Source organism: Paenibacillus melissococcoides, assembly GCA_944800085.1.
In the GTDB taxonomy this organism is placed as follows: Bacteria; Bacillota; Bacilli; order Paenibacillales; family Paenibacillaceae; genus Paenibacillus_B; species Paenibacillus_B melissococcoides.
Window position 1 is genome coordinate 575563 of the sequence record CALYLO010000001.1, and the last position, 23738, is coordinate 599300.

Genomic DNA, 23738 nt, shown 5'->3' on the forward strand with positions numbered 1-23738 from the left:
CAGGCCAGGAAAATCATTTTTATTTTTTATGAATTCCGGCGGCGTGGTAAAATGAACCTAAACGAATCACAAATAAACATTCATGAACTCTCGTTCGCAAACCTAGCATGAAAATAGCGAGGGTTTAGTGGTCGGACCTATTTCCCATACTGCTACTACATGACGCGAAACACGTTCTTTTTAATGGTGGTGTAACCCCGACAAATAAACTGTTGAGGATGAGTTCTGTGTACAAACCTGTGCTGGCTCTGTATGCCCAATCAGAGAACCGCGAACAGAAAAATGCTCAAGCTCGAATTCATCCGCCGTCATGTATTTCAGTTATGGAGGGAAGCCAAGATGGAAGTATTGCTTGAACGCTGTGCTGGAATGGACGTTCACCAAGAGACAATCGTCGTTTGTGTGATGACCACAGATGCTGCGGGGGAGGCCCACAGCGAGATCCGAACCTTTGGAACGATGACCAAACATCTTTTCGAACTGCTTAAGTACCTGGAGTCCCAAGGCGTTACACACATCGCAATGGAGAGCACGGGAATCTATTGGAAACCTGTCTACAACATCCTTGAAGGCTACTTCACCGTCGTACTGGCGAATGCGCAGCGCATTAAGAATGTTCCTGGCCGCAAGACGGATGTTTGTGATGCCGAATGGATCGCGAAGCTGCTTCGAGTCGGTCTAATTGAGCCCAGCTTTGTGCCATCCGAGGACTTAAGGGAGCTACGGGACCTCTGCCGACTTCGAAAAAAACGAATCGGCTCCCTAACAGCGGAGAAAAACCGAATCCAGAAGTATCTTGAAGCAGGTAACGTCAAGCTAGGCAGTGTCATCTCAGACGTATTCGGTGTATCCGGGCGCAGTTTGTTGCAACGCTTAATCGAAAAAGGTTACGTTGACGCGGAAGATGTTGAAGCGAGCGTCAAGGGTTCGATCAAGAACAAAAAAAGTGAAGTTACTGACTCTCTTTTTGGCACGATGACCCCGCATCAAATTCGATTGATTAAAGATTGTTGGGAGCATATCGAATACTTAGAGAAGTCCATTGCTCGGTTGGAAGCCGAAATTAACGATCACTTGGAGCCCTATCGGACGGAGTACGAACTGCTTCAGACCATTCCAGGTGTTAGCGAACGAACAGCTGCAGCACTCCTTGCAGAAATCGGGGCCGATATGGAGCAATTTCCATCCGCAGATCACCTTGCCTCTTGGGCTGGCGTAGCACCCGGCAACCACGAGAGTGCAGGCAAAAAAAAAGTACAAAAAGCGTAAAAGGCAATCCTCATGCAAAAGTGACACTATGCGAAGCGTCTTGGGCAATCGCTCGCTCACGAAACACGGTCTTGGCAACAAAGTTCTGGAAGATTGCTTCACGACGAGGAAAGAAAAAAGCTTGCATTGCCATTTCACGTAAGATACTTATCATTGCTTACCACATGCTGAAGAACAAACAAATTTACATCGAAGGTGGACCACAAGCACCACTCATGCAGATCAACTAACCTTACAGCATTGACGAAACATAGCGATTTTAAACAAGGCCCCTTCAAAGAAGGTGGACCGGGCATCTTATGGTCATTTCTCAGAAAATTGCTGCTTTTTAAAGACGATAATCGTTCATGAGTGCGTTTGGATTTTCACAGAAAAAAAACGCTCGGCAATCCTGCAAGGATTGCGAGCGTTCCGCTAAAATATGTATGATGGATATTCAAGGAACTGGCGTCCCAGGAGGGATTCGAACCCCCGACCGACGGCTTAGAAGGCCGTTGCTCTATCCAGCTGAGCTACTGGGACAAAGAAGATAAAACTGTTTTTGCAACATTGATGATTGTATCAAAAATTCTCTGATTCTGCAACCATTAATCCGAAAAAAATGAGAAAAAAAATAGGAGCAAGTCTCTGATTGGACGAGATGATCAGTTCCCGTTCCGCTCTTTCCGGCGGAGGATCCGCAACGGTAAATTAGCACCTTCTTGCCGCTGGCGCGGAGATATGGATCATCTATTGAAGGTGAACGAAGTCAGGTGAAGGAATCCAATTCCGTAACTATCCGGCAGCTTCATACGTATATAGGAGACAAACCTGTGGAGATGTTTTTACATTCGTTGTTTTTGCGTCGATTTAATTCTAAGTATGTTTTGTATCCAGCCGATTTGAACAGGCTGTTCATAAAGGGAAGCCGGAAGGGGAAGTCTGAATAGAGTGTCCAGGGGCTGAGCAGGCATCTCCGGATGAGTCGCAGGGGGAGAAGTGCATGGCGGCGATATGGTATAATGGCTTATCGGCATGACGGATGCCGTCGCTCCCGTATCCCGGACCAATCATACATAAGATCGATGCTATAGTAAGTCGGCTTGATATAGAAAGAAGGTGCTTGCATGACGGACGATCAGATCCTGCCGGAAAAAAACAATGTCGTTCTGTTTCCGAAAACGCATGATTATTACCAAATCGAATTGACACGCATGCTGGAGTCCGAGCGTTATGGAGAAGCGATCGCGCTGCTCCGCTTCCTGCTGCAATGCGGAGGAGAGGACGATCAGATTAGAGCGGAATGGAACGCGCTGATGCAATGGTTAATAACGGCGTTCCCGGAAGCAGAGCGGGCCGCTGAAGAAGGCTTTCCGGAGGCGGAGCCTTGGGCCGAGGAAGCCGAGGACAGCGGAGAGACGGAACGGGATATGTTGAAGCAGCAGATCCATCATAAGCTTCAAGCTGACAGTCAATATATCGCCCGGCTGCTCGCCTCGCTGACCGAAGGCGATATGGATGATCGCAAGCTCCTTGTCCTGGAGCAGCTGGCGGCGGCCGAGGATGATTCTATCGATCCTTCGCTGATTCGGCTATTGGAGCACGAACCGCTGCATCCCCTCTTGCAATTCGGCATTCTGCAGACGCTGAAGCGCCGGGGAATCGAAGGAGAGGTGTTTTTTACCCGGGGCCAGGAGCGTGTCGTCGTCGATATCGAAGCGACGCCGCTCGATCTGGAGTCGTTTCCTCCGAATGCGGTAGCTCCGGCAGAGCGGGTGAATGAATCCGCCGCGGTGCGGGAGCCTTCGCTCGCCTATTTCGCATCCGAGATGTGGCAGCAGTTCCTAAAGCTGATCTACGGCTCTTCTTTGTACCGCCGTCTCTGCGAAGGGGATGAACGGGAAGCGGACGCTTGGGCGGCCGCGCTGCACCGGATCGTCGCCCGGCTGCTCCATATCGAGGAGGAGGAAGCGGAGGTAAAGACGATCTACGGACTGACCGGGGAGCTGCGGATAAGCTATGAGCGGGCGCTGCGGGCGATTACGCGATCGTTGAGCGGGGAGCAGGATACCTGATCCGGCGATGGAATTGGGGAATTCCATTCGGCGGCCCCGTTTCTATGAAAGCCGGGAAAAAACATATAATGGGACATAGGAAATGCCTGTAAGCATTGCCTTGAAAAACTTTTCGTAGTCGGCTATACTATAGTGGTTATTCCGGACGTATAATGGTACACTCTAGCCATGTGATCTTTTTTGGAGGGGAAGGCATAAAATGAAAGCAACCTGGGAAAAAATAGAGAAGAACGTTGGGGTATTGGAAGTTGAGGTCGACGCGGAGCGCGTGACGGAAGCGCTGGACCAAGCGTTTAAAAAAGTGTCCAAGCGAGTGAACGTTCCTGGTTTCCGTAAAGGAAGAGTGCCTCGCCCGATTTTTGAAGCGAAATATGGCGTTGAAAGCCTGTACCAAGACGCCATTGACATTATGCTTCCAGAGGCGTATACCCAAGCGGTAAAAGAAACCGACATCAAGCCGGTCGATCAACCGGAAGTAGAAGTGGAACAGATTGGCAAAGGCCAAACGTTCAAATTCAAGGCAAAAGTAACCGTGAAGCCGGAAGTGAAGCTTGGCGAGTACAAAGGCCTTGAAGTGGAAAAACAATCCGTCGAAGTAACGGAGGAAGAGCTTGACGCTGAACTGAAGCGCATGCAGGAACGTCAAGCCGAGCTGATCATCGTTGATGAGGATGTTGCCGCAAAAGGCGACAGCGTCGTGATTGACTTTGAAGGCTTTGTAGACGGGGAAGCATTCGAAGGCGGCAAGGCGGAGCGCTACACGCTTGAGCTGGGCTCCAACAGCTTCATTCCAGGCTTCGAGGATCAACTCGTCGGCATGGGGACAGGCGACTTCAAGGATATCGAAGTAACATTCCCTGAGCACTACCATGCGGAGAACCTGGCCGGCAAGCCAGCCGTATTCAAAGTAAAAGTGCATGAAATCAAGCGCAAGCAGCTGCCTGCACTTGACGATGAGTTCGCTAAAGACGTAAGCGAGTTCGACACGCTCGAAGAATATAAGGCAGACCTGAAGCAACAGCTTCAATCCCGCAAGGAAAAAGAAGCGGAAGGCGCACGCGAAGCGGCTGTCGTGGAAAAAGCGGCACAGAACGCCGAGGTGGAAATTCCGCACGCGATGATCGAGACCGAAATCCAGCACATGGTGAAAGATCTGGACAACCGCCTGCGGATGCAGGGCATGAACATCGATATGTTCTTGACGCTGTCCGGCCAGACGATTGCGGATCTGCGCGAGCAAATGCAGAAGGAAGCGGACAAGCGCGTGAAGAACAATCTCGTCCTGGAGCAAATCGCCAAGGAAGAGAACCTGTCCATCTCGGACGAAGAGCTGTCTGCTGAATTGGACAAGATGGCCGAAACTTACAAGCGTTCCGCTGAAGAAATTCGCGACATCCTGACCAAGAATGGCACGCTCGATAACCTGCGCGAAGAAGCATTGATCCGCAAGACGATTGCATTTTTGGTGGAAAATAGCAAATAATCCAATCACATACAATTTCGCAGCGATATGCTGCTAACAGGATAAGGCACGCACGTTCATTTTTAGCGTGCCTTATTTTTTCCTCTGTCGCTCCGTCTCTCCCATCATCGCTTCTTGGCACACACATAACGTTTCACCGTTCCGTATCGAGTGGTACATATTTATAGGCAGTCTGACGCATGATGAACATAGGCTATGCCGGATACATATACGGCTGCCGGGAATAGGCCCCGCTGCCATACATACACTAGTTGTAACTGCTGTGGAAATGACATCTTGTTCAGAAAATGATAAAATAGAAATGTATAGCTTTGTAAAGAAAAGAGGTCGGTACCATGAATTTAATCCCGATGGTCATCGAACAGACAAATCGCGGCGAACGCTCTTACGATATTTACTCGCGCCTGCTGAAGGATCGCATTATTTTTCTGGGAAGCGCCATTGACGATGATGTGGCCAACAGCGTCATCGCGCAGATGCTCTTCCTCCAGGCAGACGATCCGGAGAAGGATATTCATCTGTATATCAATTCTCCGGGCGGTTCCGTTACGGCGGGGATGGCGATTTATGATACGATGCAGCATATCAAGCCGGATGTATCCACCATCTGCGTCGGCCTGGCGGCAAGCATGGGCTCGCTGCTGCTGACGGCGGGAGCGCAGGGCAAGCGCATCGCGCTGCCGAATAGCGAGATTATGATTCACCAGCCTCTGGGCGGCGTCCGCGGGCAAGCGGCCGATATTAAGATTCATGCCGACTGGATTATTAAGACAAGACAGAAGCTGAACCAGATCTATGTAGATCGAACCGGGCAACCGTATGAGAAAATCGAACGGGATACCGACCGCGACTACTTCATGAGTGCGGAGATGAAGCGAAGGCATATGGTCTTGTAGACAGCGTTCTGCATCCGGGAACTCCCGGTTTGAAGTAAAGGGGGATAGGAATGTTCAAATTTAACGAGGAGAAGGGCCAATTGAAGTGTTCTTTTTGCGGCAAGTCCCAGGAGCAAGTGCGTAAGCTGGTCGCTGGACCAGGCGTATATATATGTGACGAGTGCATCGAGCTTTGCACGGAGATCGTGGAGGAAGAGCTCGGTCACGAGGAAGAGATCGATCTGAAAGACATTCCGAAGCCGAAGGAGATCCGCGCGATTCTGGATCAATATGTCATCGGCCAGGAGCAGGCGAAGAAATCGCTGTCGGTTGCGGTGTATAATCACTACAAGCGAATCAACAGCCAGAACAAAACCGAGGATGTCGAGCTGCAGAAGAGCAACATTCTGCTTGTCGGACCGACGGGTTCCGGGAAGACGCTGCTCGCCCAGACGATGGCTAAAATTTTGAATGTGCCGTTTGCGATTGCGGACGCCACGTCGTTGACCGAAGCCGGATATGTCGGCGAAGATGTCGAGAACATTTTGCTGAAGCTGATTCAGGCTGCGGACTACGATGTCGAGAAGGCGGAGCGGGGCATTATTTATATCGACGAGATTGACAAGGTGGCGCGCAAGTCCGAGAACCCCTCCATTACGAGAGATGTGTCCGGGGAAGGCGTACAGCAGGCGCTGCTCAAGATTTTGGAAGGAACGGTTGCTTCCGTGCCGCCTCAAGGCGGGCGCAAGCATCCGCATCAAGAGTTCATCCAGATCGATACGACGAATATTTTGTTCATTTGCGGCGGAGCGTTCGACGGGCTGGAGCAAATTATTAAGCGCCGTGTCGGCAAGAAGATTATCGGCTTCAATGCGGACGGCATGCAGAAGGATCTGAAGGCGGGCGAATACTTGACGTTGACGCTTCCGGAAGACCTGCTCAAATTCGGTCTCATTCCGGAATTCGTCGGCCGCTTGCCGGTCATCTCGACCTTGGAGCCATTGGATGAGCATACGCTGGTCCGTATCTTAAGTGAGCCGAAGAATGCGCTGACGAAGCAATATCAGAAGCTGCTGGAGATGGACAACGTGAAGCTCGAATTCGAGCCGAGCGCGCTGGAAGCCATTGCGATGGAAGCGATCAAGCGGAATACGGGAGCACGCGGACTCCGTGCCATTATCGAAGGCATCATGCTGGACGTAATGTACGAAGTGCCGTCCCGGGATGACATTACGACTTGCGTCATTACCGAGCAAGTCGTGCGCGAACGAATGATTCCGGAACTGACGACGGATAAGAAGCAGGAGGAAAGCGCCTAATCGGCGCTTTTCCGTCCGTTTCCGGGCATGGGAGAGAATGATATGTATTTGCGACATCAGACAAGACCTGTACAAGTAGGCAACGTTACGATTGGCGGAAGCAATGACGTCATCATTCAGAGCATGTGCACCACGAAGACGGCCGACGTTCAAGCGACCGTGGCCGAGATTCACCGGCTGGAAGAGGCGGGATGCCAGGTCGTGCGCGTCACGGTGAACAATGAAGAAGCGGCGGAAGCGATCAAGGACATTAAGAAGCAGATCTCGATTCCGCTTGTCGCCGACATTCATTTCGATTATCGTCTGGCGCTGAAGGCGATTGAGAACGGGATCGACAAGGTCCGCATCAATCCGGGCAATATCGGCCGCCGCCACAAAGTCGAAGCCGTCGTCAAAGCATGCAAAGAACGGGGCATTCCGATCCGAATCGGCGTCAATGCCGGTTCATTGGAACATCATCTGCTGGAGAAATACGGGTATCCAACGCCTGAAGCGATGGTCGAGAGCGCGCTGTTCCATATTGGAATTTTGGAAGAGCTGGATTTTCACGATATTATCGTCTCGCTCAAGGCTTCGGATGTGCCGATGGCCATTGCCGCGTACACGAAGGCTGCGGAAGTCATTCCTTATCCTCTTCATCTGGGAATTACGGAAGCCGGAACGCTCTTCTCCGGAACGATCAAGAGCGCTGCCGGTCTCGGCGCGCTGCTCTCGCTGGGCATCGGCTCTACCGTGCGCGTCAGCCTGAGCGCTGATCCGGTCGAGGAAGTGAAGGTGGCCCGCGAATTGCTCAAATCATTCGGGCTGATCTCGAATGCGGCGACACTGGTCTCTTGTCCGACCTGCGGACGTCTGGATATCGATCTGTTCTCGATTGCCAATGAAGTCGAAGAATATATATCCAAGATCAAGGTACCGATCAAGGTATCGGTGCTCGGATGCGCCGTCAACGGACCGGGCGAGGCTCGCGAGGCGGATATCGGCATTGCGGGCGCGCGCGGCGAAGGATTGCTGTTCCGGTACGGAGAGATGATACGCAAAGTGCCTGAGTCGGAAATGGTCGCGGAATTGAAAAAAGAAATTGATCAAATCGTCGCGGAGTACGAGCGGACCGGTCAAATTCCGGGGCGCAAGCATTAAGCGAGTCGATATACTGAGAAGCCGGCGCAGGATGCGCCGGCTTCTTCCTATGTAAGGGCTAGATGCCGCTCTCGCTGGCCGACAAGGCCGCGCCGCTGTCTTGCGGGACCTTAGCGGAGGCTGCCTTCGCTTCGCCCATGGAGCTCGTTCCATTGAATTGCCCGCCATCCTTAATAATGAACGCGGTGCAGGTCGCATTGCCGTTCAGCTGCCCGGTCGATTCGATGACCAGGGAGCCGGAAGCAGTCACATCGCCCGTCAGCGAGCCGGCGATCACGACGCTAACTCCTTCCACGTCAGCGTATACAACGCCCGTCTCACCGATCGTAACATTGCGGCTGCAGCGGATCGAGCCGCGAATGCGCCCCTCTATCCGCAGATCGGTCTCGCAATCCACCGTTCCCTCCAATGTGGTCGCCTGGCCGATTAACGTGTCTGTGCCAGGCGGCCTTTTTTCATTTCTGGAAAACATCTATCTGCTCCTCTCTTCGCTTTTCATTTTCTTGACTTGTCTCCGGCACCGATATAGATGGCGGGATCCACCGCCTCTTCGCCTTTGCGGACCTCGAAATGCAAGTGAGCGCCGGTGCTTCTGCCGGTCGAGCCCATCTTGCCGATCACCTGCCCTTTACTCACCTGATCTCCGGTATGAACGCTGCGCTCGCTGAGATGGAGGTAGCGGGTAGTCAGCGATGAACCATGATCGATGATAAGGTAGTTGCCCTTCATTTTATCGTAATTCGAGGCGATCACTTTGCCGTCTGCTGCGGCGTAGACGGGATCCCCCATGTCCCCTCCAATATCCAGCCCGGAATGGAACGCGCTGCTTCCAAAGAACGGGTCGGATCGGCTGCCGAAGCGGGACGTAACATAGGTGCTGTCCGTCGGCCAGAAGGTAGGGGTGGAATCGAGCCGCTGCTTGAATGTCTCCGCTTGCAACAACAGGGCGGGCATCGTTCTCATCCACCTCTGCCATGTCGCTTCCATCCGGCGCAGCTGCCGATGCGTATCTGCCAAGGAATTCGATGGTGCCGTCAGCAGATGAGGGCGGACATCGGGTGGGCTGTCATCGGACCAGGCCTGAATATATTCTCCGCCGACGGGAAGCCGGCTGGCTTCGCCCAGCGAGTAGGTCTTGCCGGAGGAAGAGCCGGCCGGGGACGGTACCGCTTCACCCGAGGCGCGCAAGTATTGCTTCAGCTGCAGCTCCCACTGCGCCACCTGGTCCATTCGCTCCTTCATCTTGTTCGATTCGGTCACAAGGGCGGATAATTGGCGGTGGGCGAGCGCAAGCTGCTCCTTCTTCTCGGTTATATCCGATTCCAGCTTCGCCTGCTGCGAACGCATGGTATTCAACGACGCCGTCTGGGCGATGACAAGAGTTATCGCTGCCGTGATCGATACGATGACCGCAATTCCGGCAACCGTGATGAGCAGCGTCGGCATGCTGAATTGAACCGCCGGACGGCCGGCTCCGCGAATCAGCATCCACGTCCAACGCTTGCTGCGCTTCGTAGTCATATTAGCCATATCCTCCTGATGGATAATCGGAAAAACAAAACGCTTTCCTGCAACACTCCTATTGTACATGAGGCACAGTAAAATGTAACCAGTTTTTTGGCAAGTTTTGATGATTGTTCACGATACATGGGGAGATGTGTCTTGCAGGGAGCTTATCATTTCTCATTCCCTGTTCAGGAGCCACTTATAATGCATCCGGCAAAGGGTAATACTACCAAGTATTGAACTTTACCGGATTTCTTGCACCATGGGGCCGCTACGGGAGGATGAAACGATGAATCTAAGTATTATATTAATGTTGATTAATGCGTTTTTTGCCGTTGTAATCGGGATATATTTCTGGAATCTGCTGCGGAATCAGAAGGGCAACCGGACCGCTGTCGACCGCGAATCGAAAAAGGAAATGGATAAGCTGAACAAGCTGCGCTCCATCTCGCTGACGAAACCGTTGGCGGAGAAGACGAGACCGAGCTCGATGAACGACATCGTCGGACAACGCGACGGATTGAAGGCGCTCAAGGCTGCGCTGTGCAGCTCGAATCCGCAGCATGTGATCGTGTACGGTCCGCCCGGCGTCGGCAAGACGGCGGCCGCCCGCGTCGTGCTGGAGGAGGCGAAAAAGAATCCAAGCTCTCCCTTTACGAAGGAAGCCAAATTCACTGAAATCGATGCGACGACCGCCCGGTTCGACGAGCGGGGGATCGCCGATCCGCTTATCGGTTCCGTTCATGATCCGATTTATCAGGGAGCCGGAGCGATGGGCGTCGCCGGCATTCCCCAGCCGAAGCCGGGCGCCGTCACGAAGGCGCATGGAGGCATACTGTTCATCGATGAGATCGGCGAACTGCACCCGATTCAGATGAACAAGCTGCTGAAGGTGCTCGAGGATCGGAAGGTATTCCTGGAGAGCGCCTATTATAATTCGGAGGATTCCAATATACCGACTTATATTCATGACATCTTTCAAAACGGGCTTCCGGCCGATTTCCGCCTTGTCGGCGCGACGACGCGTTCACCGCAGGAGCTGCCTCCCGCGCTGCGTTCACGCTGCATGGAGGTCTATTTCCGCCCGCTGCTGCCTGCGGAAATTGAATCGATTGCCGAGCATGCGGTGCGCAAGATCGGCTTCCCGCCGTCCGAAGCTGCGGTCAATATGGTGAAGCGCTATGCCACGAACGGCCGGGAAGCGGTCAACATGATCCAGCTCGCCGCCGGTCTGGCGATGTCGGAGGGGCGCTCGGCCATCGAGGGCGCCGATGTGGAATGGGTCGCGAACAGCAGCCAGATTCCGCCGCGTCCGGACCGGAAGGTGCCGTCCGAGCCGCAGATTGGCCTGGTGAACGGATTGGCCGTCTACGGACCGAGTATGGGGGCGCTGCTGGAGATCGAGGTGAATGCGGTACGGGTCAAAAACGGCACCGGAACCTACACCATCACCGGCGTTGTCGATGAAGAGGAGCTGGGAGGCGGCAGCCGCACCCTTCGCCGCAAAAGCATGGCCAAGGGCTCGGTGGAAAATGTGCTTACGGTGCTGCGCAGCCTTGGCTACGAACCGTCCAATTACGATCTGCATATCAATTTCCCGGGAGGCTCGCCGGTTGACGGCCCGTCGGCCGGGGTCGCGATGGTGATCGCGATCGCGTCCGCGATGAACCAGTGGCCGGTAGACAACAAGCTGGCGATGACCGGGGAGATCAGCATCCATGGCCGGGTCAAGCCGGTTGGCGGCGTATTGGCGAAGGTGGAAGCCGCTTTCCAGGCGGGAGCGACGCGCGTGCTGATCCCGAAGGAGAACTGGCTCGAAATCTTCGCCGACCTGGAGGGAGGACTGCAGGTCATTCCGATCGAGCATGTGGACGAAGCGTTCGCTCACACCTTCGGCCATGTGATGGAGGAAGGGGCGCATCCGGCGGCGAAGCCTTATGAACGGGCTGCGGGGGCGGCGATGCCGCTCTTGCATGCGGAAGCCTCGGAGAAGGGAACCCATCCCGACTCGAAGGGATGAGGACAGGAAATTGGAGTTTTGCTTGAACATTTGATAAAATATTGGTTACATGTGCATTTACAACAAGCATAACCATGGGGGTGCGATCGATGGGGCTTAAACCTATAAAAAGTCGGCGTCTGCCTCTTCTGCCGCTGAGAGGCCTGCTCGTCTACCCGAGCATGGTGCTTCATCTTGATGTCGGGCGCGACAAATCGGTCAAGGCGCTGGAGCAAGCCATGATGGAGGATCAGATGCTGCTGCTGTGCTCCCAGTCCGAGGTGAGCATCGAAGAGCCGTCTCAGGAAGACATCTTTCGCATTGGAACGATAGCCAAGGTGCGCCAAATGCTGCGTCTGCCGAACAGCACCATCCGGGTGTTGGTCGAAGGCGTGGAGCGTGCGGAAATCGCAGAATATGTGCCGAATGAAGAATATTACGAGGTCGATGCGACACCGCTGCATGATGAAGGTAACGGGCCTTCATCCGAGACCGAAGCTTTGATGCGGATGGTATTGACGCAGTTCGAGAACTATGTCCATATGTCGAAGAAAGTGACGCCGGAGACGCTGACGGCTGTGACCGATATTGCGGAGCCGGGGCGTCTGGCGGATGTCATCGCCAGCCATCTCCCGTTGAAGATGAAGGATAAGCAGGAACTGCTCGAGACGGTCTCCGCCGCCGAGAGGCTGAACAAGCTTCTCCAAATGCTGAACAACGAGAGCGAAGTGCTGGAGCTGGAGAAGAAGATCAACCAGCGCGTTAAGAAGCAGATGGAGAAGACGCAGAAGGAATATTATTTGCGGGAGCAGATGAAGGCGATTCAGAAGGAGCTCGGCGACAAGGAAGGGCGCGCGGGCGAGATTGATGAGCTGCGTTCGCAGCTTGCTGAGCTGGAAGCCCCCGACAAGGTGAAGGACAAAATCCAGAAGGAAATCGATCGGCTGGAGAAGATGCCTTCCACTTCGGCGGAAGGATCGGTAATCCGCAACTATATTGACTGGTTATTCCTTATTCCATGGTCCAAACGCACGGAAGACGATCTTGATCTCCATAAGGCGGAAGCCATCCTGGATGAAGATCATTACGGTCTTGACAAGCCGAAGGAGCGGGTGCTGGAGTATTTGGCCGTGCAGAAGATGGTGAAGCGGATGAAGGGCCCGATCCTGTGTCTGGTCGGCCCTCCGGGTGTCGGGAAGACCTCGCTTGCCCGCTCCATTGCCAAGTCGCTTGGGCGCCAGTTCATTCGCATCTCGCTCGGCGGCGTGCGCGATGAAGCGGAAATCCGCGGCCATCGCCGCACCTATGTGGGCGCGATGCCGGGGCGCATCGTGCAGGCGATGAAGAATGCAGGGACGATGAACCCGGTCCTGCTGCTGGACGAGATCGACAAGATGGCGTCCGATTTCCGCGGGGATCCGGCTTCCGCCCTGCTGGAAGTGCTGGATCCGGAGCAGAACAACGCGTTCAGCGACCACTTTGTCGAGCTGCCGGTGGATCTGTCCCATGTCATGTTCGTGACGACGGCCAATGCGGTACATAATATTCCGCGTCCGCTGCTGGACCGGATGGAAATGATCTCGCTCTCGGGATATACGGAGCTGGAGAAGCTTGAGATTGCGTCCCGCCACCTCTTGCCGAAGCAGAAGCGGGAGCATGGGTTGGAGGACGGCCAGCTGCATGTCGAAGAAGGCGTCGTGCGCCGGGTCATCCGGGAATATACCCGCGAGGCGGGCGTAAGGCAGCTGGAGCAGCAGCTGGCTGCGCTGTGCCGCAAAGCAGCGCGGAAAATCGTATCGGACGGCGTGACTGAAGTCACGATCCAAGCCGATGAACTAACCGACTATTTGGGAGTGGCCAGATACCGTTATGGCCTGGCGGAGCAGCATAATCAGGTGGGGACGGTCACCGGACTCGCCTGGACCGAGGTTGGCGGCGATACCCTCAATGTCGAAGTGAGCGTCGTGCCGGGCACCGGCAAGCTGCTGCTGACCGGCAAGCTGGGAGACGTCATGAAGGAATCCGCCCAGGCGGCGTTCAGCTACATCCGTTCCCGAGCCGCCGAATTTCACCTGGAATCCGATTTCCATGAGAAGATCGACATTCATATCCACGTCCCGGAAGGAGCGATTCCGAAGGACGGCCCGTCGGCAGGGATTACGATGGCGACGGCACTCGTCTCGGCGCTGACGAACCGCTATGTCTCGAAGGATGTCGCGATGACCGGGGAGATAACGCTCCGCGGCCGGGTTCTGCCGATCGGGGGCTTGAAGGAGAAGTCACTTGCCGCCTTGCGGGCCGGCATCAAGACCGTCATTTATCCAGCGGAAAATATGCGGGACCTGAACGATATACCAGAGAGCGTCCGCCAGGAGATGACATTCATACCGGCGGCGCACATGGATGAAGTGCTGCAGCATGCCTTGCTGGAGCAGCAAGGTTGATTGCCCCCAGCGCCAGCGCAGCGGGAGCCTTAGAAGAGGTGTCCCAGCGGCAGGCCCTGGAAGCGATGAACGCTATTTATCCTAATGGATGAATAGTTGAAAATAGGCGCTCGCGCCATCACGTACCGCCCGGGACCAAACCGGGCGGTATTTTTTTGATCAGGAACATGCGGCTACTACAAACTGCGGGGCTCGTCGCGGAGGAAGCCCAGTGATCCCTGTGTGCTCCTTATGGTCAATGCCCCCGTTGTACAGAAGCGGAAAGCCCCTCGCTTGCTCCTTATGGTCAATATCCCCATCTTGCAGGAAGCGGAAACTCCGGCTTATTTCTTATGATCAATATCCCAATCGATCTGGGAGCGAAGAATCATTTATATAGAGAGTTCCAAAGACAGAGGTGGGGATAGTCTTAACGAATGTAATTGTATTACTGAATATTAACAATAATTATCCCGTTTGCAAGCTAATCGAGAAATGTTCAAAATTGAAATGACTTGTTGGGTTGAGGTATATCCTGAACGTTGGGGAGACTGTACAAAAGGAAGCAGCCCCCCTGAGTGCCGGGGAGACTGTGCAAAAGGAAGGGGCACCCCCTGAGTGCCGGGGAGACTGTACAAAAGGAAGCAGCCCCCCTGAGTACCGGGGAGACTGTGCAAAAGGAAGGGGCACCCCCTGAGTGCCGGGGAGACTGTGCAAAAGGAAGGGGCACCCCTAAGCGCCGGGGAGACTGTGCAAAAGGAAGGGGCATCCCTAAGCGCCGGGGATACTGGCCAAAAGGAAGCAGCACCCCCTGGCGCAAGGGAATGCGCTTTGTGCAGAGTCGTTGAAGTAGTGTACAATAGAGGCACGATTAGGACAGATATACACATCGTTTAAGGGAGCACGAAATATGAAGATTACGAATGCCGAATTTATTATTAGCGCGGTCGGTCCGGCCCAATATCCGGACGACGGGTTTCCGGAGATCGGTCTTGCCGGCCGTTCCAATGTGGGGAAGTCGTCCCTCATTAATAAGATGATTATGCGCAAAAATCTGGCCCGCACCAGCTCGCAGCCGGGCAAGACGCAACAGCTTAACTATTACCGGATTAATGATAATATGTACTTCGTCGATGTCCCGGGATACGGCTATGCCAAGGTGTCCAAAGCGCAGCGCGCCGCTTGGGGCAAAATGATCGAGGCTTACTTCCGCGAACGCGAAGCGCTGCGGCTCGTGCTGCTCGTCGTTGATCTGCGCCATCCGCCTACCGAGGACGACTGCATGATGCATCAGTGGCTGACGCATTATGAGGTGCCTGTCGCCGTTGTCGCCACCAAGGCCGATAAAGTGCCGAAAAGCCGCTGGCCCAAGCATCTGAAGCAGGTTCGGACGACGCTTGGTCTGGACGCGGATACGCCGCTTGTTCTGTTCTCGGCCGAGACTGGGCAGGGCCGCGAGGATCTGTGGGATATTATTCTGTCTCACCAATCTTCCGGGGAAGCAGACGAGGAGGGGTTGCATTCGAGTGAATAATTATGCAACTGGGGTGGATAGGCTATCGACCATAAAATCGATGATCGCATGAGGGAGAATGCGCTGGAACTATTATTTAGTGAGGATTGCGGGAGAAACATTGGCTCAATTCCGGCTGATTGCGATTTTTTCAAAAATCCACTCGTATTTGGCGGCTTGTAAACAGGAATTCACTTTGGCGTTGTAGTATAATAAGAGTATGATTTTTCATGCAGTAAAAACGAATTGAGGAGAGTTTTTATGGCTCGGCGGTTAGCCACAGAGTATGTGAAAGCCAGTTTGCAGTTGACGGAAGCTCAGTTGACCCGATTTTTACAGTCGCTTGCCCTGCATTCCGTTGGGGTAAAAGTATTGGAGAACGGCAATCAAGAGGTGGTTCTTGAGGACGGTCAGGGTGATGAGATTACCTTCCTGTTCGAGAAGCAAGGCAATCGGTATGTCTGTGTTACGTCTTGCCGCTTGGTTCATCCGAAATTGACGCAAGTGATGCATAAGCTTGTGGCGACATTCCGTGGCGAAGCGGTAGTCAATCGCATCTTTGCCGGATTTACGATGACTTATTATTATGAAGACGGTGCAGTACGCAAGATTGAAGAACGGAAGCAGCAAGAGTCGCGTATCATTTACGAGCATAAGGATACCGTGGGCGACCTGCAAAAGATGTTCCTGAAGAACGGCGCGGAGCTTCGCATCGATTCCGTGCAGAAGCAGGTGAATATGCTGTTGGATGAGCGGAATCAAGCGCATTCCACGGAAGTAATCCAACACATCGACGCGCAATTAAGCCATCTCGCACATCAATTGTTCATACTTGAAGCATAGAAGCATACGATCAAGGGATCATCTGCTGAAGACCCTGCGCTCCTTACCGGAGAGCAGGGTTCTGTTGTGATTGCAGGAAGGACAGATGACCGTAGACGGCAGGCTGGCAAGTTCCTGAAAAAAAGGGTTGCATTTATGTGCGGAAGATGTTATTTTTAATCTCGTTGAAAACAATATAGGAACCAGGATTCACTCAGGACATTGCATGTTGCGAGAGATTTTTCCCTCGAGAAGTGAATGACGTAGGTCCTAGCGGATGAAATTTTTACAACATTTTATTCCTAGGAAGGGGGAACCGAAAGATGGAATACTCAACTTTCGGAAGACACGTTGCTGTTGATACATGGGGAGTCGACTTTGATTTGCTGAATAATGCGGAATATTTGCAGACCCAGCTGGTTGAAGCCGCCGAAGCATGTGGAGCAACCGTCTTGTCCGTTCAATCCAAGCAGTTTGAACCACAAGGGGCAACCGTCCTTGTCATGTTGTCTGAAAGTCATCTTTCTATCCACACATATCCTGAACGTGGATTTGCAGCCATCGATTGTTATACTTGCGGCGAGACCGTCGATCCGCAGTTGGCCATTGATTACCTGGTCTCTGTATTGAAACCGGAACGTACCTATGCCAAGAAGCTGATTCGCGGCCTGGGGGAAATGGAAGTCGTCACACCAGACATGAATGTAAAGCAATTCGTATAAAATGGCGTTCAGCCCGTTTGCCTGCGATGCTGCAGGGAGCGGGTTTTTTATTTTGTTTTGATGCTGGTTCGCTGACATTAGCCGGGTCCGGCCGCGTTCGGCCCCATCATCGAATGCAACAAATAACCATGGATGTCCCTATCCATGGTTATTTGTCCTTCTGCCTTCCCATACGATTAAAGTAAACCACTATGGATAGGAGAATTCGATGAGACCACGTCAATTTCGGACCGGCCCCGTTCTGGCCGTATTACTGTTTTTGCTCGTACTGTGGCCTGCTATGCAGTTGTATGGAATGTTGAAGCCATCCCACAATTCATCCAATCCGCTATCGATGCTGTATGAGGTTGCCCAGTTCCAGATTAGCCTGTGGCAAGGAACGATGCAGGAGGCGAAGCGGTACGAGTCGACCGCTCCGCTGAACAAAGTGAAGCTCGTCGCCTATTCGGCCGGCTATACGCATGAGCGGCTCGTCCGGGCGGTAGGAGAAGAGCGGCTGGCTTCGCTTCCCGGTCTGAGCCGGTTCGTTGAATTCATCACGGTCCTGCAGATTAGCGGCGATCGGCAATTGACCGACCTGGAGCGGGAGGTGCTCGAGCAGGCCGCGGCCATCGCGCCTCAGCTGTCGGACAGCTATGCCGGGCTGTTCTCTTCGTCGGGCAAAATTATCGGCTCGAAGAACGAAACGCTGCAAGCGGCCGATCAGCGCCTTGCCGACACGCTGGAGCGTTACTTTCATCCAGAATAGCAATCAATCATTTGCGTGACATCCATCGCAAGGAATGATAGTATAAGGTTCGCACGGCAAGTACAGACTATTTTTGACATGCATTTCATAATATCTTCAAATTACGTTCCGACGGGCATGTTCAACTATGTTATAATGATTATCAATTGATAATATTCAAAATTTATCAAAAGCAGGTGAATGAGCAATGCACATCGTGGTCGTCGGCATGAATTATCGTACGGCGCCTGTGGAGATACGGGAGAAGTTCGCGCTGCCGGAGAAGGATTGGCAAGAGGCTATCCGGCAACTGCGGAATACGAAAAGCGTCATGGAATGCGTGATGGTGTCGACATGCAACCGCACGGAAATGTACGTTGTCGTCGATCGTCTGCATATGTGCGGTTATTTCATCCGCAGCTTCATGGAGCAATGGTTCGGAATTCCAAGGCAGCAATTCACGCCTTACTTATATATATATGAAGATGATCAAGCGGTGGAGCATTTGTTCCGGGTCGCCTCGGGTCTCGATTCGATGGTTATCGGCGAGACGCAGATCCTGGGACAGATTCGTTCGGCCTTTTTGTTCGCGCAGCAGGAAGGAACGACCGGCACCTGGTTCAATACGCTGTTCAAGCAGGCGATTACGATGGCCAAGCGTGCCCATGCCGAGACGAACATCAATGACAATGCGGTCTCGGTCAGCTACGCCGCGGTCGAACTGGGCAAGCGCATCTTCGGCTCCTTCCAGGGCAAGAAGGTGTTGATTCTCGGAGCGGGCAAGATGAGCGAGCTGACGGTCAAGCATCTGTATTCGAACGGCGCGGCCGAGGTCATGGTCTTGAACCGCACGTTCTCGCGCGCCCGGGAACTGGCCGAACAGTTCCACGGCCGGGCCGGGACGCTGGAGGATGCCAGGGAATTCCTGCGCGAAGCGGATATTGTGATCAGCTCGACCGGAGCCCAGCAGTATATTATGACTGCGCAGGATGTCGAACGGGTGATGAAGCAGCGCAAATCGCGCCCGCTCTTCCTGATCGACATCGCCGTGCCGCGGGATCTCGATCCCGAGATCGGCAGCGTATCGAATGTGTTCCTGTACGACATCGACGATCTCGAAGGCATCGTAGAGAGCAATCTGGAGCAGCGCCGCAAGGAAGCCGCCAAGATTGAAGCGATGATCGCGAAAGAGCTCGACGAATACCGTCAATGGCTGAAGATGCTTGGCGTTACGCCGGTCATCCGCGCCCTGCAGACGAAGGCGGAGCGTATCCATCAGGATACGCTGGAGAGCCTGTTCAACAAGCTTCCGGACATGTCCGAGCGGGAAGTGAAGCTGATCCGCCGCCTCACGAAGAGCATGCTGAACCAGATGATGCATGATCCGATCCTGCAGATCAAGGAGCTTGCTGCAGAGAAGAACGGGGAAGAGGCCCTTCAGCTGTTTACCCAACTGTTCGCTCTGGAAGAGACGATGGCTGCTTCCGAGCCGGATAAGGAAACGAAGCGGGAAGCCGCTGCGATCTCCTCCCGGCGCGATGAAGAGCCGGAACGGACCAAGCCGGTTCTGTCATGGGCCGCGGTTACTTGGTAGACGGCGTTCAGGAGGCGGCAGGTTCATATGTTGACGAATAGCTGGATTTACGATGCGATTATTTACACATATGCCCTGAGCCTTCTGTTTTATTTTTCCGATGCCGTTGGCAGGAATCGGAAAGCGAAGCGGATGGGCACAGGGCTTCTTGTTTTTGTATGGGTGCTGCAGACGATTTTTCTCGTCGTGCGTATTATCCGTCATCAGGATGTCCCGATTATCAGCAGCTATGAGTTTATGTTTCTGTTCTCTTGGCTGCTCGTCACGGCGTCCTTGGCGATCAACCGTTTTTTTTCGATTGAGTATGTCGTGTTTTTTGTCAATCTGGTCGGGTTTGCGCTGCTCATAATCAATATGCTGAATGATCCGACATCTTCGACCGTCATGGCGGAGTGGGAGATGATGCACAATCTGCTTGTCTTTCACATCACGCTTGCCGCCTGCGGCTTTGCGGCCTTGACCGTAGGGGCGATCTTCTCGGGGATGTACGTCTTTTTGCACCACCGCCTGAAGAGAAGGCAATGGTCGGAAGCGGTGCGGCGCCTGCCCAGCCTGGAGCGGATGGAGCGAATGTCTTATTTCGCCGTTATCGTCGGGATTCCGTTCTTCCTGCTCTCTTTGGCGGTCGCCATCGGCGTGGTGCTGCTGGGCAACCGGATTGAGCTTTTGACCGATTTCAAGATTTGGTTCACTTTGATCGCGCTCGCTCTTTATTTTTCCTATTTTTGGGTCCGAACCCGCGCCGTGGTGACAGGATTTCGGCTCGCCTTGTGGAATGTAGGATGTTATGCGTTTATGGTGTTGAATTTCAGCTTAAATTCCTTATCGGCATTTCACCGCTAGATGGGAGTGGAGAACATGGAGCATAGGGACGAGCCCTGTCCGCTGTATCCGATGATGCTTCGACTGGCCGGGCGCCGGTGCGTCGTGATCGGAGGCGGGTCCGTTGCCGCGCGCAAAGTATCATCATTGCTGGCCAGCGGCGCCGAAGTCACGGTCGTCAGCCCGAGGTTGACGCCGGAGCTTGGGCGCTTGGCGCATGAGGGCCGGATTGCTTGCCGGGAACGGGATTATGAGCCGGCCGACGTCGAGGGAGCCCTGCTCGTCTTCGCGGCCACGGATCGTCCGGCCGTGAACGAACGGGTGGCGGAGGATGCCCGCCGGGCCGGGGCGCTGGTCAATTTGGCGCATGATCCGGAGGGCAGCGACTTCGCCAATCCCGGTTCCGCGCGGAAAGGGATGATTCAGGTGGCGGTCTACGCGGGCGGAGCGAGCCCGACGTTGACCCGCCGGCTTACGGCGAAGCTGGCCGGGCAGGTGGATGACGGGCTGGCCGATCTGGCGGCCCGTCTCTCTTCGGCCCGCCGGGATACACGAGCCCGCATCGAGGCGCCGGAACGCCGTCATGAGCTGCTGCGCCGGTATGCCGGCGATTGCTGGCAGGCCTACGAGCAGGGCAAGGAAGCTCCCGCTTGGGACGAGTGGCTTGCAGGCCGATGTCCGGGTGTGGTGGGCCTGCCCGGCACGATTGGGGTTCCTGACAGGGAAGAATCGCCTGGCACGAATAGAGCGCCTGGCGGGCAAGGATTGCCTGACGCGGAAGCGGAGGCGGACGGCAAGGCGCCGCAAGGTTGAACCAGCAAGAGCAGGCCATCAGGCTGGGGAACAGCATTAGCAGGCTATCAGGCAGGCAATAAGGAGGATTCATATGCGTACAATTATCGTTGGAACCCGGCAGAGCGCGTTGGCGCTTACCCAGACCGGCCATGTCATCTCCGCGCTGGAAGCGATCTGCGCGCGGAAAGGCTTGCCTTACCGGTTCGAGATTCGAAAAATCGTGACCAAAGGGGACCGTATCCTGGACGTTACGTTGTCGAAGGTCGGCGGCAAGGGATTGTTCGTCAAGGAGATTGAGCAGGCCTTGGCCGATCGCGAGATAGATATGGCGGTCCACAGCATGAAGGACATGCCGTGGCAGCTTCAGGAAGGGCTGATGGTCGGAGCCGTTCCGAAGCGGGAGGATCCGCGCGACGGCTTGATTATGAAGACGGGAAGCTCCTTGAGCGATCTGCCGCATGGGGCAACGGTCGGCACGAGCAGTCTGCGCCGCTCCTGCCAGCTCCAAGCGCTGCGGCCTGACTTGAAGATTGTACCGCTGCGCGGCAATATCGACACCCGCCTGCGCAAGCTGGAGACGGAGGGGCTGGATGCCATCGTGCTGGCGGCCGCCGGGCTTCACCGCATGGGATGGCAGGATCGCATCACCTCCTATTTGTCCGAGGAGGAGTGTGTGCCCGCGGTAGGGCAGGGCGCCCTCGGCATCGAATGCCGCGAGGAAGATGAAGACCTGCGCAGGCTGCTGGAGTGCTATCATGATGCGGATACCGCCCGCACGGTGCAGGCGGAACGGACTTTTCTCGGCCGGCTCAACGGCGGCTGCCAGGTGCCGATCGGCGCGCATGCGGTGCTAGTCGGGGCCGGCGGTACGGTGCGGCTCACCGGATTGGTCGGTTCCGCCGAAGATGGAACGATATTGAGAGAAACGATGGAAGGGGAACATCCCGAATCGCTCGGTGTTGCGGTCGCTCAGCGGCTGCTGGATCGCGGCGCGGACCGGATGCTGCCTTAAAAGGGGAGATATCGGATGGAGCAGCACCCCCGCCCGAAGGGCGCCGTTTATTTGGTCGGCGCCGGGCCCGGAGATGCCGGATTGATTACGGTAAAAGGCCTGCGCTGTCTGCAGGAAGCGGATGTCGTCGTCTATGATCGCTTGGCAGGTCCGCGTCTGATGCAGTACGCCAAGCGCGGGGCCCGCAAAATTTATGTAGGGAAGCTGCCGGATCGCCATGCGATGAAGCAGGAAGACATTAACCGGCTGCTCGTCGAGCTGGCCTTGGAGGGGCACACGGTGACCCGTCTGAAGGGCGGAGATCCTTGCGTATTCGGACGCGTGGGCGAGGAGGCGGCCTTGCTGGCGGAGCATGGAATCCGCTATGAGATCGTCCCTGGCGTAACCTCCGCCGTGGCGGCGCCGGCGTATGCCGGCATTCCGGTGACCCACCGGAACCGCGCGTCATCCTTCTGCGTCGTTACCGGCCACGAGAGTCCGGACAAGCTGGACGAGATGATCGAATGGGACAAGCTGACGCAAGCGACAGGGACGCTGCTCTTTCTGATGGGCGTGGCGAAGCTTCGCTATATCGCGGAGCGGCTGATGGCCCACGGGCGCGCTCCGGAGACGCCGGTGGCGCTCGTCCGCTGGGGTACGCGGGCGGAGCAGGAGACGATAACCGGCACGCTGGCCACGATCGCCGACGAGGTGGAGCGGGCCGGCTTCGCTTCGCCGGCCGTCATCGTCGTCGGCGAGGTCGTGCTGGAGCGGGAGCGGCTGCAATGGGCGGAGAGCCGCCCGCTGTTCGGCCGGCGCGTGCTGGTGACGCGCGCCCGGGACCAGGCGAGCGAGCTGACGCGCCGGATTGAGGATGCCGGCGGGGAGCCGTACGAGTATCCGGTTATCGAGCTCCGCATGCCGGAATCGCCGGCCGCCCGCGAAGCGCTAAGCCAGGCGCTCGCCCGGCCGAACGCGTATGATTGGCTCGTGCTGACGAGCGTCAACGGCGTCCGCTTCTGGTTCCGCCACCTGCGGGAGCATGGGGCGGATATTCGCCAGTGGGCCCATGCGCGCATCGTCTCGGTCGGGCCGAAGACGACGGAGGCGCTGCGGGAATACGGAATCCAACCGGATATTGCCGCAGCCCAGTTCAGCCAGGAGGGCGTCTGGGAAGCGCTGCGCCCTCACGCCGCACCCGGGCAGCGGGTGCTGCTCGCGCGCGGAGATTTGTCCCGGCCCTGGCTGAGGGAGACGATGGAAGCGCATGGGCTGCATGCGGACGAGGTGGATCTGTACGAGACGGTGCTGCCCGAGGAAGAGAACCCGGAGCTGGTCGAGATGCTGGAGCAGCACATGATTCATATCGTGACGTTCACCAGTTCCTCGACCGTGACGAATCTGCTGGCGGCGCTGCGCCGGATGGGGATGGACGATCCGGCGCAGGCGCTGCGCGGAGCGCAGATCGCCTGTATCGGCGAGATTACGGCGCGGACGGCCCGGGAGGCCGGACTGCACGTCGACGTGACCGCGGCTTCCTCGACGATCGATGGGCTGATGGAGGCCATGTTGGAGTTAGGCAAGGTGAAGAAGACAGTATAAGGGCGAGTTATAAGTGGCGAGTTCAAAAGGGCCGCTTGGCCTCACCGGGAAGGTGGCTTGAGCTCGAAGGGCAGGTTTTTCA

Annotated in this window: 17 protein-coding genes, 1 tRNA gene and 2 pseudogenes; 17 read left to right on the forward strand and 3 right to left on the reverse strand. The window is 55.2% G+C overall.

Annotation, left to right across the window (positions count from 1 at the left end):
• Positions 1-339: 339 nt before the first annotated feature.
• Positions 340-1499 (forward strand): annotated as a pseudogene (locus OCY70_RS02695) (IS110 family transposase).
• Between the two features lie 215 nt (positions 1500-1714).
• On the opposite strand, the gene OCY70_RS02700 reads toward OCY70_RS02695, so the two are convergent.
• A tRNA-Arg gene (locus tag OCY70_RS02700) sits at positions 1715-1791 on the reverse strand.
• 584 nt (positions 1792-2375) lie between these two features.
• Between OCY70_RS02700 and OCY70_RS02705 the strand changes: the two genes are divergently transcribed.
• The 5 genes and pseudogenes from OCY70_RS02705 (at position 2376) to ispG (ending at position 8140) form a co-directional block, all read left to right on the forward strand.
• The gene (locus OCY70_RS02705) at positions 2376-3323 is read left to right on the forward strand and encodes a hypothetical protein (RefSeq protein ID WP_213427130.1); all 948 of its coding nucleotides are present in this window, start codon (positions 2376-2378) and stop codon (positions 3321-3323) included.
• 199 nt (positions 3324-3522) lie between these two features.
• Positions 3523-4806, forward strand: coding sequence for a trigger factor (tig, locus tag OCY70_RS02710; RefSeq protein WP_213427129.1), 1284 nt, complete (start codon positions 3523-3525; stop codon positions 4804-4806).
• Positions 4807-5141: 335 nt separating this feature from the next.
• Positions 5142-5740: pseudogene (gene clpP, locus OCY70_RS02715) on the forward strand (ATP-dependent Clp endopeptidase proteolytic subunit ClpP).
• Positions 5741-5752: 12 nt separating this feature from the next.
• Positions 5753-7000 (forward strand): ATP-dependent protease ATP-binding subunit ClpX, encoded by a 1248-nt coding sequence (gene clpX / locus OCY70_RS02720; RefSeq protein ID WP_213427127.1) that lies wholly within the window; start codon positions 5753-5755, stop codon positions 6998-7000.
• Between the two features lie 42 nt (positions 7001-7042).
• On the forward strand, positions 7043-8140 hold the full coding sequence (gene ispG / locus OCY70_RS02725) for a flavodoxin-dependent (E)-4-hydroxy-3-methylbut-2-enyl-diphosphate synthase (RefSeq protein WP_213427126.1): 1098 nt from the start codon (positions 7043-7045) through the stop codon (positions 8138-8140).
• A gap of 58 nt (positions 8141-8198) precedes the next feature.
• Here ispG and OCY70_RS02730 read toward each other — a convergent pair whose 3' ends face one another.
• Positions 8199-8612, reverse strand: coding sequence for a bactofilin family protein (locus OCY70_RS02730; RefSeq protein ID WP_213427125.1), 414 nt, complete (start codon positions 8610-8612; stop codon positions 8199-8201).
• 23 nt (positions 8613-8635) lie between these two features.
• Positions 8636-9661, reverse strand: a complete 1026-nt coding sequence (locus tag OCY70_RS02735; RefSeq protein WP_261948742.1) for a M23 family metallopeptidase — start codon at positions 9659-9661, stop codon at positions 8636-8638.
• Between the two features lie 274 nt (positions 9662-9935).
• On the opposite strand from OCY70_RS02735, the gene lonB reads away from it, so the two are divergent.
• From lonB to cobA, 11 genes are all read left to right on the forward strand, one after another.
• On the forward strand, positions 9936-11666 hold the full coding sequence (gene lonB, locus OCY70_RS02740; protein ID WP_213427123.1) for an ATP-dependent protease LonB: 1731 nt from the start codon (positions 9936-9938) through the stop codon (positions 11664-11666).
• An 89-nt stretch (positions 11667-11755) separates the two neighbouring features.
• The gene (lon, locus tag OCY70_RS02745; protein ID WP_213427122.1) at positions 11756-14089 is read left to right on the forward strand and encodes an endopeptidase La; all 2334 of its coding nucleotides are present in this window, start codon (positions 11756-11758) and stop codon (positions 14087-14089) included.
• An 889-nt stretch (positions 14090-14978) separates the two neighbouring features.
• Positions 14979-15602: a ribosome biogenesis GTP-binding protein YihA/YsxC gene (gene yihA, locus OCY70_RS02750; protein ID WP_213427121.1), complete on the forward strand. Its 624-nt coding sequence runs from the start codon at positions 14979-14981 to the stop codon at positions 15600-15602.
• A gap of 240 nt (positions 15603-15842) precedes the next feature.
• The gene (locus OCY70_RS02755; protein WP_213427120.1) at positions 15843-16424 is read left to right on the forward strand and encodes a non-ribosomal peptide synthetase module; all 582 of its coding nucleotides are present in this window, start codon (positions 15843-15845) and stop codon (positions 16422-16424) included.
• 302 nt (positions 16425-16726) lie between these two features.
• On the forward strand, positions 16727-17125 hold the full coding sequence (gene speD / locus OCY70_RS02760) for an adenosylmethionine decarboxylase (RefSeq protein ID WP_006676661.1): 399 nt from the start codon (positions 16727-16729) through the stop codon (positions 17123-17125).
• A gap of 208 nt (positions 17126-17333) precedes the next feature.
• Positions 17334-17873 carry an S-adenosylmethionine decarboxylase gene (locus OCY70_RS02765; RefSeq protein ID WP_213427119.1) on the forward strand — a complete coding sequence of 180 codons (540 nt, stop codon included), beginning with the start codon at positions 17334-17336 and terminating at the stop codon, positions 17871-17873.
• Positions 17874-18060: 187 nt separating this feature from the next.
• Positions 18061-19446 (forward strand): glutamyl-tRNA reductase, encoded by a 1386-nt coding sequence (hemA, locus tag OCY70_RS02770; RefSeq protein WP_213427118.1) that lies wholly within the window; start codon positions 18061-18063, stop codon positions 19444-19446.
• A gap of 27 nt (positions 19447-19473) precedes the next feature.
• A complete protein-coding gene (locus tag OCY70_RS02775) occupies positions 19474-20289 on the forward strand; it encodes a cytochrome C assembly family protein (RefSeq protein WP_213427117.1) in 816 nt (271 codons plus the stop codon).
• Between the two features lie 15 nt (positions 20290-20304).
• Complete coding sequence (locus OCY70_RS02780) at positions 20305-21081, forward strand: precorrin-2 dehydrogenase/sirohydrochlorin ferrochelatase family protein (RefSeq protein WP_213427116.1); 777 nt, start codon at positions 20305-20307, stop codon at positions 21079-21081.
• Between the two features lie 73 nt (positions 21082-21154).
• Positions 21155-22075, forward strand: a complete 921-nt coding sequence (hemC, locus tag OCY70_RS02785; RefSeq protein WP_213427115.1) for a hydroxymethylbilane synthase — start codon at positions 21155-21157, stop codon at positions 22073-22075.
• Between the two features lie 15 nt (positions 22076-22090).
• Positions 22091-23656: a uroporphyrinogen-III C-methyltransferase gene (cobA, locus tag OCY70_RS02790; protein ID WP_213427114.1), complete on the forward strand. Its 1566-nt coding sequence runs from the start codon at positions 22091-22093 to the stop codon at positions 23654-23656.
• Positions 23657-23738: the final 82 nt, after the last annotated feature.

Coding starts and splice junctions, on each gene's coding strand:
- OCY70_RS02735 (WP_261948742.1), bottom strand. CDS start 9,661: ATGACTACGAAGCGCAGCAAGCGTTGGACGTGGATGCTGATTCGCGGA.
- ispG (WP_213427126.1), top strand. CDS start 7,043: ATGTATTTGCGACATCAGACAAGACCTGTACAAGTAGGCAACGTTACG.
- speD (WP_006676661.1), top strand. CDS start 16,727: ATGGAATACTCAACTTTCGGAAGACACGTTGCTGTTGATACATGGGGA.
- OCY70_RS02765 (WP_213427119.1), top strand. CDS start 17,334: ATGAGACCACGTCAATTTCGGACCGGCCCCGTTCTGGCCGTATTACTG.
- tig (WP_213427129.1), top strand. CDS start 3,523: ATGAAAGCAACCTGGGAAAAAATAGAGAAGAACGTTGGGGTATTGGAA.
- OCY70_RS02730 (WP_213427125.1), bottom strand. CDS start 8,612: ATGTTTTCCAGAAATGAAAAAAGGCCGCCTGGCACAGACACGTTAATC.
- lonB (WP_213427123.1), top strand. CDS start 9,936: ATGAATCTAAGTATTATATTAATGTTGATTAATGCGTTTTTTGCCGTT.
- clpX (WP_213427127.1), top strand. CDS start 5,753: ATGTTCAAATTTAACGAGGAGAAGGGCCAATTGAAGTGTTCTTTTTGC.
- hemC (WP_213427115.1), top strand. CDS start 21,155: ATGCGTACAATTATCGTTGGAACCCGGCAGAGCGCGTTGGCGCTTACC.
- cobA (WP_213427114.1), top strand. CDS start 22,091: ATGGAGCAGCACCCCCGCCCGAAGGGCGCCGTTTATTTGGTCGGCGCC.
- OCY70_RS02780 (WP_213427116.1), top strand. CDS start 20,305: ATGGAGCATAGGGACGAGCCCTGTCCGCTGTATCCGATGATGCTTCGA.
- yihA (WP_213427121.1), top strand. CDS start 14,979: ATGAAGATTACGAATGCCGAATTTATTATTAGCGCGGTCGGTCCGGCC.
- OCY70_RS02705 (WP_213427130.1), top strand. CDS start 2,376: ATGACGGACGATCAGATCCTGCCGGAAAAAAACAATGTCGTTCTGTTT.
- OCY70_RS02755 (WP_213427120.1), top strand. CDS start 15,843: ATGGCTCGGCGGTTAGCCACAGAGTATGTGAAAGCCAGTTTGCAGTTG.
- hemA (WP_213427118.1), top strand. CDS start 18,061: ATGCACATCGTGGTCGTCGGCATGAATTATCGTACGGCGCCTGTGGAG.
- OCY70_RS02775 (WP_213427117.1), top strand. CDS start 19,474: ATGTTGACGAATAGCTGGATTTACGATGCGATTATTTACACATATGCC.
- lon (WP_213427122.1), top strand. CDS start 11,756: ATGGGGCTTAAACCTATAAAAAGTCGGCGTCTGCCTCTTCTGCCGCTG.